Origin of the sequence: Kribbella flavida DSM 17836, assembly GCF_000024345.1 — a bacterium.
GTDB lineage: Bacteria > Actinomycetota > Actinomycetes > Propionibacteriales > Kribbellaceae > Kribbella > Kribbella flavida.
In genome coordinates this window covers 7,097,864-7,111,000 of record NC_013729.1, presented here as the reverse complement: position 1 = coordinate 7,111,000, position 13,137 = coordinate 7,097,864, and the positions used below count along the sequence as shown (strand labels likewise).

The 13,137-nt window shown below is 71.9% G+C and carries 8 protein-coding genes; 4 read left to right on the top strand and 4 right to left on the bottom strand.

Features of this window, described 5'->3' with window-relative positions:
• Nucleotides 1–9: 9 nt before the first annotated feature.
• Nucleotides 10–894 carry a zinc metalloprotease HtpX gene (htpX, locus tag KFLA_RS32995; protein WP_012924185.1) on the bottom strand — a complete coding sequence of 295 codons (885 nt, stop codon included), beginning with the start codon at nt 892–894 and terminating at the stop codon, nt 10–12.
• 136 nt (nt 895–1,030) lie between these two features.
• Between htpX and KFLA_RS32990 the strand changes: the two genes are divergently transcribed.
• Entirely contained in the window at nt 1,031–2,644 is a 1,614-nt protein-coding gene (locus tag KFLA_RS32990; RefSeq protein ID WP_012924184.1) for a phosphodiester glycosidase family protein, read from the top strand.
• Nucleotides 2,645–2,842: 198 nt separating this feature from the next.
• On the opposite strand, the gene KFLA_RS32985 is transcribed toward KFLA_RS32990, so the two are convergent.
• Nucleotides 2,843–4,105 carry a hypothetical protein gene (locus tag KFLA_RS32985; RefSeq protein ID WP_148256798.1) on the bottom strand — a complete coding sequence of 421 codons (1,263 nt, stop codon included), beginning with the start codon at nt 4,103–4,105 and terminating at the stop codon, nt 2,843–2,845.
• Nucleotides 4,106–4,342: 237 nt separating this feature from the next.
• On the bottom strand, nt 4,343–7,021 hold the full coding sequence (locus tag KFLA_RS32980; protein WP_012924182.1) for an ATP-binding protein: 2,679 nt from the start codon (nt 7,019–7,021) through the stop codon (nt 4,343–4,345).
• Nucleotides 7,022–7,180: 159 nt separating this feature from the next.
• On the opposite strand from KFLA_RS32980, the gene KFLA_RS32975 reads away from it, so the two are divergent.
• Together KFLA_RS32975 and KFLA_RS32970 are read left to right on the top strand one after the other, a co-directional pair.
• Nucleotides 7,181–8,254: an alkene reductase gene (locus tag KFLA_RS32975; RefSeq protein ID WP_012924181.1), complete on the top strand. Its 1,074-nt coding sequence runs from the start codon at nt 7,181–7,183 to the stop codon at nt 8,252–8,254.
• Nucleotides 8,255–8,286: 32 nt separating this feature from the next.
• Nucleotides 8,287–9,510, top strand: coding sequence for an MFS transporter (locus tag KFLA_RS32970; RefSeq protein WP_012924180.1), 1,224 nt, complete (start codon nt 8,287–8,289; stop codon nt 9,508–9,510).
• Nucleotides 9,511–9,526: 16 nt separating this feature from the next.
• On the opposite strand, the gene KFLA_RS32965 is transcribed toward KFLA_RS32970, so the two are convergent.
• Nucleotides 9,527–10,213, bottom strand: coding sequence for a GntR family transcriptional regulator (locus KFLA_RS32965; protein WP_012924179.1), 687 nt, complete (start codon nt 10,211–10,213; stop codon nt 9,527–9,529).
• Between the two features lie 196 nt (nt 10,214–10,409).
• Here KFLA_RS32965 and KFLA_RS32960 point away from each other — a divergent pair, with 196 nt between their 5' ends.
• On the top strand, nt 10,410–13,133 hold the full coding sequence (locus KFLA_RS32960; RefSeq protein ID WP_049797659.1) for a UxaA family hydrolase: 2,724 nt from the start codon (nt 10,410–10,412) through the stop codon (nt 13,131–13,133).
• Nucleotides 13,134–13,137: the final 4 nt, after the last annotated feature.

Sequence of the window (13,137 nt, the reverse complement as noted above, 5' to 3'; positions counted from 1 at the left end):
TGGTTGTTCTCAGCTGGCGAGCACGTGCGGATTGGCAGCGAGTTGGTGCAGCCGCCGGATGCGCTCGTCCATCGGTGGGTGGGTGGAGAACAGCGCCCCGATCCCGTGCCCGCTGAGCGGGTTGGCGATCATCAGATGGCTCTGCGTCGCCACACCTGACTCGGCCGGCAGCGGCAGAGCCGTCGTACCGCGGCTGATCTTGGCCAGCGCACTCGCCAGCGCCAGCGGGTCGCCCGACAGTTCGGCGCCGTCGTGGTCCGCCTCGTACTCACGGTTGCGGCTGATCGCCAGCTGGATCAGGCTCGCCGCGATCGGCGCGAACAACACCGTCAGCAGGGTGACCAGCGGGTTGGGCGCGTCGTCGTCGTCCGAGCTGCCGAAGGGCAGGAAGATCGCCAGGTTCGCCAGCATGGTGACGATTCCGGCCAGACCGGCCGCCACGCTGGAGGTCAGGATGTCGCGGTTGTAGACGTGCGCGAGCTCGTGCCCCAGCACTGCCCGCAGCTCCCGCGGGGACAGCAGCTGCAGGATCCCGGCGGTCACCGCGACCGCGGCGTGCTCGGGGTTCCGGCCGGTCGCGAACGCGTTCGGCTGGGCGATCGGGCTCACGTAGATCCGCGGCATCGGCTGCCCGGCGCGTTGCGACAGCTCCGCGACGACGGCGTACAGCTCCGGCGCCTCCTGCGGACTGACCTGCCGGGCGGCCATCGAGCGCAGCGCGAGCTTGTCGGAGTTGAAGTAGAGGTAGGCGTTCAGGCCGAGCGACAGCACCGTCGCCACGACCACACCCGTGGACCCGGCGACCAGGCCGCCCACGACGATGATGAGGGCGGTCAGCAGGGCCAGCAAGGCGGTGGTCTTGACGGCGTTACGCCCGCGTCGAAGACCGGTCATGCGCGATCACTCTCCAAGAGCTATCGAAGGTACATCTGCGAAAACACCCCGCTGACCTGCGGAATTCCCGGAAAGTCGTTGGTCGTTCACCGCCAGGTTCTTGCGGCCGGTAGACCGCTGACATAGGAAGGTGGCCATGACCTTCCGCCTTCGCCGCTCCGCGTCCGCGCTCGCTGTGGTGTCGCTCGCGGCCTTGCCCGCGGTGGCCGCGCAAGCCCAGTCGCAGGTCGCTGCGCCGGGCCTCCCGCTCGGGCCCGCCCACCTGCCCGAGAAGCGCGAGACCACCACCCTGCAGCCCGGTGTCACGCTGACCAAGATCACCCGGGGCCAAACCGGTCCAGGGTCGGTCTGGACGGTGGAAGTGGCGATCCCCTCGAGCTCGCCGGATCCCGACGCGCCGGCGACCGCGCTGTCCGACCAGGCGGGAGCCGAGGCCGCGGCGGCCAAGCTGCGCGCCGCCGGCCTGGAGCCCCGGGTCGAGGACGTACTGACCCCTCGCCTCGCCGACGCCGGCGGTGGTCACCTCGGGTACCGCGTGCGCCTGGGATCCCTGCCGACGAAGGCGGAGGCTGACGCCCTGCGAGCCAAGGTGATCGCCGCCGGGCTCAACGGTTCCAGCATCTACACCGGCTGGGACGGCGAGCCCGACGACCTCAGCGGTTCCACCGGTCCGTGGCAGGTCCAGGTGCTGACGATCGACCCGAAGAAGTTCCGCGGCACGCTCGACGCGTCGTACGGGCTCGATCTGGAGGCGCGGGAGACGACCAGCACGCTGGCGACGCTGACCGGGGCGACCGCCGCGGTGAACGCCGGCTTCTTCGTGCTCGACCCGAAGGCCGGGGCACCGGGCGATCCGGCCGGCGTCGCGGTGTACGACGGCCGGCTGGTCAGCGAGCCGACGGCCGGACGGCCCGCGCTGGTGGTCGGTGAGAACGCCCGCGGTACGTCGGTCGAGCGGTTCCGCTGGCGCGGTGAGATCCGGGGGACCGGGCGGCCGCTGCCGCTGGACGGGCTGAACCGCGTCCCCGGCCTGATCCGCAACTGCGGCGGCACCACCGACGACCTCCCGACCGCCGCACCGCTGCACGACGTGACCTGCACGGACGCCGACGAGCTGATCGCGTTCGACGCGGCGTACGGGGTGAGTACGCCGAGTGGTCCGGGCGCCGAGGTGATTGTCGACCGGCGTGGTGTCGTCACCGCGATTCGCCCGGCCACCCGCGGCGGTGCGATTCCGGAGGGCGGCCGGACGGTCCAGGCCACCGGCTCGCAGGTCGCGGCGCTGCTCGCGGCGGCGCAGGTCGGCCGGCGGCTGGAGATTCGCGCCGTACTGACCGACGCGCGCGGCCGTGACGTCCGGCTGTCACCGCGGACCTCGGTCGTCAACGGCGGTCCGGAGCTGGTCCGCGACGGCCGGCTGATGGCGACCCCGAAGGCCGACGGAATGGCCCCGGCCGGCAACCCGAACTTCTACTACGGCTGGGTGCACAAGCGGAACCCGCGCACGATCGCGGGCGTCGACGCGCAGGGGCGCACGGTGCTGATCACCGCCGACGGCCGCAACGTCAGCAGCCTCGGCCTGGGCATCGCGGAGGCCGCCGCGGTCGCCAAGTCCCTCGGGTTGCGTGAGGCGGTCAACCTCGACGGTGGCGGCTCCACCACGATGGTTGCCAACGGCAAGGTCGTCAACCAGCCCTCGGACGCGGCCGGTGAACGCCCGGTCGGTGACGCCCTGGTGATCACCCGCTGAGACCGGCCCTCGCGGTGTGCGGCAGCTCAGCCGACGACCACCGCGGGGGCGACCCGGGCGGACCCGATCAAGCCTGGGTCGCCGCCCGCTACCCCCTGCGGCCAGCAGGGCGGCGGTCTGGAGCTCAGCGGGTCGTGTCGGGACCGATGACAACGACCGTGACCACGGGATCCGGGGTGCGCTCTCCAGGGCGCGAGCTCAGCCCCGGCCGCCGCTACGGCCGGACGGCTGCTCCCGATCGTGCCGATAGGACCGGGCGCCGTCTCCACCGGTCTGCTGCCCGGAGCTCCTGCCCTGCCCCGCGCCGGTCGCCGTGAACTTCTGCACGAACTCGCCGAAATCCTTGCCGTTGCTCCGGCCCGCAGTCTGCTGCAGCGGACGGACGGCCACTTTGCCGCCCTCACCACGAGTGACCAGGTGCAGCGGCTTCGTCACGGGAACCTCTCTGTACGGCGGCTGCATCGGCAGCCCCGACGGCACGTTTCCCGCCCACGCAGCCGGGTCCAGTCCACCGTTGCGAAGCACCAACTGCTCGACGACGGTCCTGGCGTACGCCGGGTCGCGCTCGATCGCAGTCTGCAGGCTCGCCGCGACCGACGCCGGTAGGACCGCCTCGACGGCCAGCAGGTTTCCGTGCCGCCCGCTGGCCGGATCACGGTAGCCCGGAAGGCCGTTCGGGCTGCCACCGTGCTGATGAGGGTCGAAGGCGTAGCCGAACCGAACACCTGGCTCCGGTCCCCGCGGACCGTCGACCATCTTCGCTCGCCTGCCGTCCTGCACCTGCCTGGTCGCCGTCTCGGCCGGTCCGAACAGCCGCCGCTTGGTGACGTACTCCTCGGACCGGTAGGCGGGTTCAGTGGCGGGCACGAAAGCCACCCCTTCGTACATCGTCGGTCCGGCCTCCGCCCAGGCGTCCTGCAACTCCTTGGACGGCCGACTCGACGGGTTGTCGACTCCGTCCCCGAAGTTCTGGAACCCCGAAAGCTCGGACTTCGCCGGCCCGGACCGGTACCGCAACGGGGTTCCCGGGGACTGGCTGGTGTGCACGACCACCGAGCCCGCCGCGCTGCCGGTCACCCGATCCACGAGGTCTGCTCTGGCACCGTCGCGCGCCGGCTGCGGCGTTGCGGCGGTGGGCCGGCCCTGCGCGGCCCGTGCGGCGCCCGCCTCGACGAACCGGCGCGCGCGGTCAGGATCGTCGACCACGGAATCGAGTTGGTTGACGACCTCCGACAAGGCACGAAGCTGCCCGGGGGACAGATTGTGTTCCAGCTTCCACCGGTTGCTCGCCAGCAAGTCGACCGTCGCTCGGCCGGAGAGTCCGGCATAGTCCGGACGCCGCAGATGTTGCCCGACGGCCAGCAGGACCGCTCGGCTGTCCTGATCCCGCGTCCGCTCCAGCCGGGCGCGCACGAAGCCGACGAGTTCGTCACGAGACAGCGGTTCGTTCGGTGCGGCCACGGCCTCGACTCCCCGATTCGTGGTGATGCGGGTCGATTGCAGCTTCAGTAGCTCACCACCGTACCGTCCGACTGGATCACCATGATGGTTGCGAACAGCAACGCCGTCGGTCGGCCGTTCGCCGGGAAACGACGAAGGACCGTAGACGCCGGTGACGGTCCCGACCATCGTCTACGGCCTGCCCCAGCTGACCCGGCCCGCACCGCCGGCGATCTGATCGGCTGTGAAGGACATCACTCATCCCAGGTCGAGGCGGGCCAGGTCGCGGCGCGAGCCGACGCCCAGTTTGGGGTAGGCCTTGTAGAGATGGTGCTCGACGGTCCGGCGACTGAGGAACAGCTGGGCGGCGATCTCCCGGCTGCTCTGTCCGGCCGCCGCCAATCGCACCACCTGCAACTCCTGTGGAGTCAGCCGGTCGACCAGGTTGTCGGCGGTGGGTTTCGCCGTTGCCAGCACCTCTCCGGTCGCCAGAAGTTCCGCGCGTGCCCGCTCGGCCCAAGGCGCGGCCCGGAGCTGCTCGAACACGGCCAAAGCCGCTCTGAGCGGCTCCCGGGCGTGGCTGCGCCGGCGGGATCGACGCAACCACTCGCCGTACGCCAGTTCGGTCCGGGCTTGTTCGAAGGGTCGGCCGGAACCCTCGTGCAGCCGCAATGCTCCGGCGTACAAGTTGTCCGGGTCAACGTTGTCAAGGGCATCGACCTCGGCGAGCAGCGCTCGGCACCGCAGGACCACCGCCCGGCCCCAGCTGGTGCCGGCGGCGTGGGCCCAAGCGCTGAAGCGTTGCAAGGGCTCGGCGGCACGTTCTGGCTCGCCCAGCCGGACGGCCGCCTCGACCTGGTCGGCAGCCGCGGCCAGTGGCATCAGCGTGGCCTGCGGCCACCCGGCCGGTACGGCCTCCAGGCGCTCGAGCACCTTCTCGGTCCGTCCCAGACCGAGGTCCAGCAGGGCCAGTACGGCGGTGTGGGGCGGACCTTCGGACCCGGGAAGCCCTGCGGCCAGTGCTCGATCCTCGTCGCCTTGGACCGCGGCGATCCGGGCGCGGACCGTCGCCAGCCGGGCCAGCCGTCGGCGCAGACCGATGTCCCGGGCAATCTCCTCGGCTTCGGCGACAGCTGCCTTGGCCTCGCGGTAGCGGCCGGTCACCACCAGCACCTCCGCCCAGGCTTCCAGCGCCTGCGGCAGGCTGCCGATCAGCGCCTCTTCCCGGCATCGCGTCAGCTCGGCCTCGGCGACCCTCAGTGCAGCTTCGTCGTCGCCGAGTGCTCCGGCCGCGACCAGCAGGCGCGGCGGCAGAGTCGGGCACGCCGGCTGCTCACGGCCGTCACCGCCGCGAGCGAGGACCCTCCGCAGCCGCGCCAGTGCGTCGTCGTACTTCTCCTCCGTCAGAGCGGCCCAAGCGGTCGCAACCGAGTCGTCGGCTCCGAGGGCGTGCAGCTGACGGGCGGCGTCCCGCACCACCCCGGCGTCGCCGGCCTGCCAGGCCTGGTCGGCCGCTGTCCGCAGCAGGGAGGCAGCGTCGTCGGGCGACGCCTCCGCTGCGCGATGCAGCAACAGCCCCGCAGCGTGCCCGTGATCGTCGACCTCGGCGGCGGCTGCCGCTCGCAGCGGCGCCAGCCCCACCCGGACAGCTGCGGTGCCGGTGCGAGCCTCTGCCCTGTCTGCCAGCTCCACCGCGAGCGGGGCGAGCCCGGCGACCAGGGCTTGCCTGGCCGCCTCTGCCAGCAGCTCGGCCTGGCGGTCGGGCTCCGGGGCGATGCGCGCCGCGTGCTCGAACAGCCGTGCCGCCGCGGCGTACGCAGTCCGGGCCCGAGCGCGTTCGGCCGCGGCGGCCAGCTCGGCGGCGATCGACTCGTCCGGCGAGGTGGCGGCCGCTGCCAGATGCCGGGCCCTGCAGTCGGGATCGTCGGCGGCCTCAGCCAGCGCCTGGTGCACAGCGAGCCGCCGGGCGAGCGGGGCGCCCTGGTACGCGGCGGACGCGATCAAGGGATGGCGGAAGGTCAACGTGCCGTGCATGACGTGCACCAGCTCGGCCAGCTCGGCCTGCTCGAGGTCGCCGAGCCCGATCCCCAGGAGCTTCGCGGCTTCGAGCACGAGCGGCAGTTCGCCGCGCCCCTCGGCGGCGGCAACGAGCACCAGCAAGCGGGTCCGCTCGGGGAGCTGAGCGATACGGGCGCGGAAGGCCGCCAGGACCCGGTCAGGGACCGACAAGGGCACCGGATGCCCGGCCTGCTGGCGGCGCGCTGCGGCGAACTCGAGCAAGGCCAGCGGGTTGCCGGCTGAGGCGGTCAGAACCTGCTGGTGGAGGATGGGCGCCACCCCTGCCTGGGCCAGCAACCTGCGCGCATCGACGTCCTGCAGCCGGTCGAGCGGCTGCTCGGGCAGGCCGGCCGCCGTGAAGCCGCCGTCGCGGGCGGCGAAAACCATCGCCACCCGCTCGGCCGCCAAGCGCCGTGCGGCGAACAGCATGGCCTCCGCGGTCGCCTGGTCGAGCCACTGCGCATCGTCGACCAGACAGAGCACCAAGCCGTCCTCGGCCAGTTCGGCCAGCAGCGTCAGGACGGCCAGTCCGGTCAGGAAGCGGTCGGAGCCGCGCTGCTCGCCGGAGCCGAGGACCGCGCCCAGCGCGGCGGCCTGCGGCCCGGGCAGCGACGCCAACCGCTCCTGCACCGGCCACAGCAGCTGGACGAGCCCCCCGAAGGCGATGTCGGCCTCCGGTTCGATCCCGGTCACCCGCAGCACACGGACCGGGTCCTCGCCGGCTGAGGACTTGGCCTCGGCGGCGAGCCAGTCGAGCAGCGCGGTCTTGCCGATGCCGGCCTCTCCGCGCAGCACGAGCGTCCCGCTGGCCCCGGCGCGTGCCCCGGCCAGCAGGTCGCTCAGCAGCTCCTGCTCGGCGGTCCTCCCGTACAGCCCCATCCCCACTCCTCGCACACCCCGGGTACGCCGACCGGCCTCGGTCAGTACGCGGCTCAGCGAATACGTAACCGGCGCAGAAAGCTTACGGATTCGCCGACCGCCACCGGCTCCTAGCGTCGACACCACCGAGATCGCCGAGCCACCGACCGGAGGTTTTCCATGCAGGAACTGTTCGAGCCGCTCCGGCTGGGAAAGCTGACGCTGCCCAACCGCCTGGTGATGGCGCCGATGACCCGCAGCCGCTGCACCGGCGGTTCGCCCACCGAGCTGACCGCGGAGTACTACGCCCAGCGGGCCGGAGCCGGGCTGATCGTGACGGAGGCCACCCAACCGAGCGCCATCGGCCAGGGCTACATCGACACTCCCGGCCTGCACTCGGCCGAGCAGATCGCGGGCTGGCGGCAGGTGACCGACGCGGTGCATGACCGGGACGGCCGGATCTTCGTCCAGCTGATGCACGCAGGCCGGGTCGGACATCCCTGCCTGTACCCGGACGGCGCTCTGCCCGTCGCCCCGTCGTCGATCGCGTGCGACGACCGGCTGTACACCGCCGACGGCCTGCTGGATCGGCCGGTGCCCCGGGAGATGACGCTGGACGACATCGCCTGGACGATCGACGACTTCGTTTTCGCCGCGCGCTGCGCGATGGACGCGGGCTTCGACGGGGTGGAGCTGCACGGTGCCAACGGGTACCTGATCCACCAGTTCCTCGCCGACAACACCAACCTGCGCACCGACGGCTACGGCGGCAGCATCCCCAACCGGATCCGGTTCGCCGAGGAGGTCGCCCGGGCGGTCGCTGACGCCATCGGTCCGGAACGGGTCGGCATCCGGCTGTCCCCCGGCAGCACCAGCAACGGGGTCTCGGAGAGCGACCCCGGCCGGCTGTACCAGGCGCTGATCCGGGCGCTGGCCCCGCTCGGCCTGGCGTACGTGCACGTCATGGAGTTCGGGCACCGCGAGGTGACCGAGCTGATCCGGCGGGAGTGGGCCGGTCCGCTGATTCTCAACCCGCACCGGACGGGTGACGAGGCGATGGTCAGGCCGGAGGTCGCGCACGAGGCCGTGCGGAGCGGCCTGGCTGATGCCGTCGGCATCGCGGCGCTGTGGCTGGCGAACCCCGACCTGCCCGCGCGGATCCTTGCCGGCGGCCCCTACAACGAGCCGGACCCAGCCACCTTCTACGGCGGTGACCACCGCGGCTACACCGACTACCCGACGCTGCAGCGCTGACCGCCCCGGCTCGATTGACCCTGGAGGAGAATATGCCTGATCGCCGAGCCGGTTCCGGCTCGCTGCGCACCGATCCCACCGCAACCCCCTCGTCGCCGGCAGTGATTCCGGCGCTCTGGCTCGCGCTGATCGCGGGACCGTTGTCGTTCGGCATCGCCGGGCCCAGCCTGGTGCTCGACGACATCGCCGGCGACCTGGGGACCGGGAGGGACACGGTGACCTGGGCGGTGACCGCCTTCGGTTGGGGCATCGCCGTCGGTACCCCGCTGCTGGCCGGGCTGACCCGCCACCGCGGTCTGCGGACCGGGCTGATCACGTGCGCGGCGTTGATTGCCCTGGGCGCGGCGCTCGTGGCGACGATTCCGGTGCTGACGGCGCTGATCATCGGCTGCGCCCTGCAGGCGCTCGGCACCGCCGGCCTGACCTCGATCGCGATGACCCTGGCCGGGTCACCGCGCCGGATGGGCCTCGTCACCGCGTCGCTGGCCGTGGTCGGCTCGACCTCGCCGTTGGTCGGCTCGCTGGTCAACGACGTGCTCGGCTGGCAGGCGACCCTCGCCCTGCCGGCGATCAGTCTGCTGGGAGTTCCGGTCGTGATGGCCCGCGCCGAGCTCGCTGCCTCGGCCGAGCGGTTCGACCTGATCGGCGCGGCGCTGCTGACCGGGCTGGTGACCGCGCTGGTCCTCGTCCCGCACCGACCACTGCCGGCCGCAGTGGCTTCGGGCCTGGTGCTGGCGGCCCTGGTCGCCCATGTCCGGTCCCGGCCGCGCGGCTTCCTGCCGGCGGCGGTGGTGGGCGACCCGCGCTTCCTGCTGCCCTCGCTGCTGGCGCTCGGACTCGCTGTAGTCAACTTCGGGTTGCTGTACGCCATCCCTGACCTACTGAACGACAGCGCCGGATGGTCGACCAGCCAGATCGGTGCCGCCATGGTCTGGCCGTTGCTGCTCGGCGGTGGGCTCTCCTGGTTCGTGGTCGCCGCTTCGGCGCGGATCGGTCGTTCCACGATCACCGTCGTCCTGGTGGCGATGGCGGTGACCGCCTCGATCGCGGCCCCGGTGAGCGGTTGGGTGCCGGTGCTGCTCGGGGCCCAGGCGCTCGCGTCCATCGCCGCCGCCTCCGGACAGGGCGTCTTCGCCGTGCACGCGACCGACCGGTTGCCGGACGACGACCGCACCGCCGGGATCGGGCTGTTCAACCTCTGCTACCTGCTCGGAGCGGCGTTCGGCCCGGCCATCGTCGCGCTCCTGGTCAGCTGACACCCGTCATCGAGGGCTAGGGCGTGTCGTAGATCTTGCGGAGGCGGACCGACATCGAGTTGACGATGTGCTGGGTCATCGCAGCTTCGGCGGCCGACGGGTCGCCGGAGCTGATCGCCGCCACCAGCCGGCGATGCTCGTCGAGCACTTCCGGGCCGATGTCGCGCTCGTAGTGGAGGCGGAAGATGTGCAGGTGGCAGTGGGTGCGCTCGAAGGCCGACCGGACCTGCTCGCTGCCGGACAGCTCGGCAATCAGCGTGTGGAACCGGTTGTCGTGCGCGGTCAGTGACTTGTAGCCGGCGTAGTCGACCGACGTCGGCTCGACAGCGGTCGACAGCTCCGCGGCCAGCCGTTCCCGCCCGGTGTCGTCGATCAGTTCGGCGGCCCGGCGCGCGGCCCACGGCTCGAGCAGCCGGCGGAACGCGTACAGGTCGTCGAACTCCTCCAGCGTCAGCAGCGGCGTCGCCCGGTACCCCTTGAGCGGCTCCTTGTCGGCCAGCCCCTCCGACTCCAGCCGGGCCAGCGCCTCCCGCACCGGCGTCGACGAGACCTGGAACTCGCGGGCCAGCCCGTCGATCGAGATCCGCCCGCCGGGCTGGATGGTGTGGTCCATCAGCATCGTCTTGATCGCCTCGTAGACGTCGTCGACGAGCATCTGCCGACGCAGCAGCCGCCGGTCCTGCGGCTCCAGGATGTCCGTCATCGGCCTCTCCAGCACCTGGTCTCGCCCTTGACCCAGCCGTCCGGATTCGGCAGGGTGACTCTGGTCATCATGCATCATGCACGATTCGCCGCCGCCCAGCCAGGGGCAAGCCAGGAGCTAGCCAGGATCCGGTGAAGAGCCGGCCAGAGTGGCCGGCAAGTGGCCGGTCGAGGGATCGGGAGAGGTGTCCACCACGATGCTGAGGTTCGATGAGGTCGCCGTACTGCCTGAGCCCGGGGACAACGCCGCGATCTGTTCCCGCCGGCTCGACGCCGGCACCGTGGTCGACTTCGCCGGTACGCCGGTGACGCTGCCGCACACCGTGCTCGAAGGCCACCGGATCGTGGTCCGGCCGGTGCGCACGGGTGAGGCGCTCACCTCCTGGCAGACCCCGTTCGCCCGCGCCCTGCGCGACCTCGCCGTCGGCGACTACGTCTGTACGCCGACCAGCCTGGCCGCCGTCTCCGCCCGCGGGGTGGATGGTCTCCCCGCGGCGCCGTCGGCGAGCAACGAACCGCTCGACCCGTACGAGCTCGACGAGAACGCGGTGCACCTGGGCCGTCAGGTCACCTCGGTCGAGCAGCCCGGCACGTTCCTCGGCTACCCCCGGGCCCAGGGGCCGGCCGGGACACGCAACCACGTCGTGCTGCTGGCGACCAGCTCACGCAGCAGCGGGTTCGTGACCGAGCTGGCCCGCCGCTTCGACGGCGCTGCGGCCGGCGACGGCGTCGTACCGGTCGCGCACACCGAGGGCGCCGAGCAAGGCACGCCGAACAACCTCACTCTGCTGCTCGCCACGTTGGCCGGCTTCGCGCTCAACCCGAACGTCGGGGCGGTGCTGGTCGTCGACACCGAAGAGGACCTGGTGTCCGGGCAGGCGATCCGGGACTTCATGGCCGAGCGCGGCTATCCGGAGCTCCAGGTCCCGCACGCCTTCTTCACCCGGCAGGCCGGGTTCGAGCAGGACCTGACCGCGGCCGGTGCGCTGATCGAGCCGTGGCTGCCGGTCGTCGACGCCCAGCAACGGACCGAGGTGCCGCTGGCCGATCTGTGGATCGCGCTGCAGTGCGGCGGGTCCGACGCGTTCTCCGGCGTCACCGCGAACCCGCTGTCCGGCGCGGTCGCCCGCGAGGTGATCCGGCACGGGGGCACCGCGGTCCTTGCCGAGACCGACGAGCTGATCGGCGCCGAGGGGTACGTGCTGAAGAACGTGCGCGACCTGCCGACCGCGCGCCGGTTCCTGCGGACCGTGCAGGCGTTCAAGGAACGCGTCGGCTGGCACGGGCACACCGCCGAGGGCAACCCGTCCGGCGGCAACGTGTACCGGGGCCTCTACAACATCGTGCTGAAGTCGGTCGGGGCGGCGCGCAAGCTGGACCGCGACGTCCGGCTCGACCACGTGATCGACTACGCCGAGCCGGTGCCCGGGCCCGGCTTCGTGTTCATGGACAGCCCCGGCAACGACCTGGAGTCGATCGCCGGGGAGGTCGCCAGCGGCTGCAACCTGATCTTCTTCACCACCGGCAACGGGTCGATCACCAACTTCCCGTTCGTGCCGACGATCAAGTTCGTCACCACTTCGGCGCGGTACGACCTGCTCGAGGCCGAGATGGACGTGGACGCCGGCCGCTACCTCACCGGTACGTCGATGGACGCGCTGACCGCGGAGACGCTCGACCTGACCGTCCGGGTGGCCTCCGGCGAACCCAGCGCGGGCGAACGTGCCGGCCACAGCCAGGTCTCCATCTGGCGGAACTGGCGCCAGAGCGGTCCCCGCGAAGGCATCTCCATCACCACCGACGGCCGCACCACCCGCAAACTCGAAGACCTCCCCACCGAAGACCGCGACGCGCTGCTCCCCGGCCTGCCACTGCAGGTGAACAGCGCCGCAGGCGCGGGCGTACCGGCTGTGCGGTTGCTGGAGGTCGACGGGCGGCAACTGCCTGAGGCGGTGGGGCTGATCCTTCCGACCAGCTTGTGCTCGGGACAGATCGCCTTGCGGTTGGCCGGTCGGGCGGAGTTGGAGAAGTGGGCCGGGGACGCGGTGACCCGGATGGTGGCGTTGCCGCACACGGAAGGCTGTGGCAGCAGCGGCGGGGCGTCCGAGGAGACGTTCGCGCGCACGTTGCTCGGTTACCTGCTGCACCCCAACACCCGGATGGCCCTTCTGCTCGAGCACGGCTGCGAGAAGACCCACAACGACTACTTCCGCGCCAAGCTGGTCGAGGCCGGCGCCGACCCGTCGCGCTTCGGCTGGGCCAGCATCCAGGCCGACGGGGGACTGGACGCCGTCACCGACCGGGTTCGCGACTGGTTCTCGAGCTTCGACCTGCCCGCACCCCAGCAGGTGGAAGGTGACGTCGGCGCACTGACCGTCGCGCTGGAGGCGCGCGGCCCGCTCAGCGACGACACCGCCGAGGCGATGGCCCTGATCGGCCACGAGCTCGTCGCCGCCGGCGGCTCGGTCGTCCTGTCGTCGCGCGGTGCCCTGCTCGCCCACGACTCGTTCCGCGTCGCCGCCTTCGGGACCACCCCCGGCCCCGTGGCGCCGACGCTGGCGCACGGGCAACGCCTGGCCGCGCCGGGGTGGCACGTGATGCGGATGCCGGGCACCGACTGGATGGAGACCGCGACCGGGTTCGGCGCCGGCGGGGTCCAGCAGATCCTGGCGCACGTTGCCGGCGGCACCTTGTCGGCCCAGCGCTTCGTCCCGGTGGTGGAGATCAGCAGTGACCCGGAGACGGTCGCGAAGTACGGCGACGACCTGGACGCGGTCGCGGCCGGCGACGCCGCCGACCAGGCCCGGACCGGGCTGGACACGATCGCCGCGGTGGCGAGCCGGCTGCAGGTCCCCAAGGCGGTTGCTTCGGGCAACGTCGGCTTCCAGATCACCCGCGGTTTGCTCGGTACCTCGATGTGAAAGG

Excerpts from the sequence above, each read along its gene's own strand:
- htpX (WP_012924185.1), bottom strand. The coding sequence starts at position 894 with ATGACCGGTCTTCGACGCGGGCGTAACGCCGTCAAGACCACCGCCTTG.
- KFLA_RS32990 (WP_012924184.1), top strand. The coding sequence starts at position 1,031 with ATGACCTTCCGCCTTCGCCGCTCCGCGTCCGCGCTCGCTGTGGTGTCG.
- KFLA_RS32980 (WP_012924182.1), bottom strand. The coding sequence starts at position 7,021 with ATGGGGCTGTACGGGAGGACCGCCGAGCAGGAGCTGCTGAGCGACCTG.
- KFLA_RS32975 (WP_012924181.1), top strand. The coding sequence starts at position 7,181 with ATGCAGGAACTGTTCGAGCCGCTCCGGCTGGGAAAGCTGACGCTGCCC.
- KFLA_RS32970 (WP_012924180.1), top strand. The coding sequence starts at position 8,287 with ATGCCTGATCGCCGAGCCGGTTCCGGCTCGCTGCGCACCGATCCCACC.
- KFLA_RS32965 (WP_012924179.1), bottom strand. The coding sequence starts at position 10,213 with ATGACGGACATCCTGGAGCCGCAGGACCGGCGGCTGCTGCGTCGGCAG.
- KFLA_RS32960 (WP_049797659.1), top strand. The coding sequence starts at position 10,410 with ATGCTGAGGTTCGATGAGGTCGCCGTACTGCCTGAGCCCGGGGACAAC.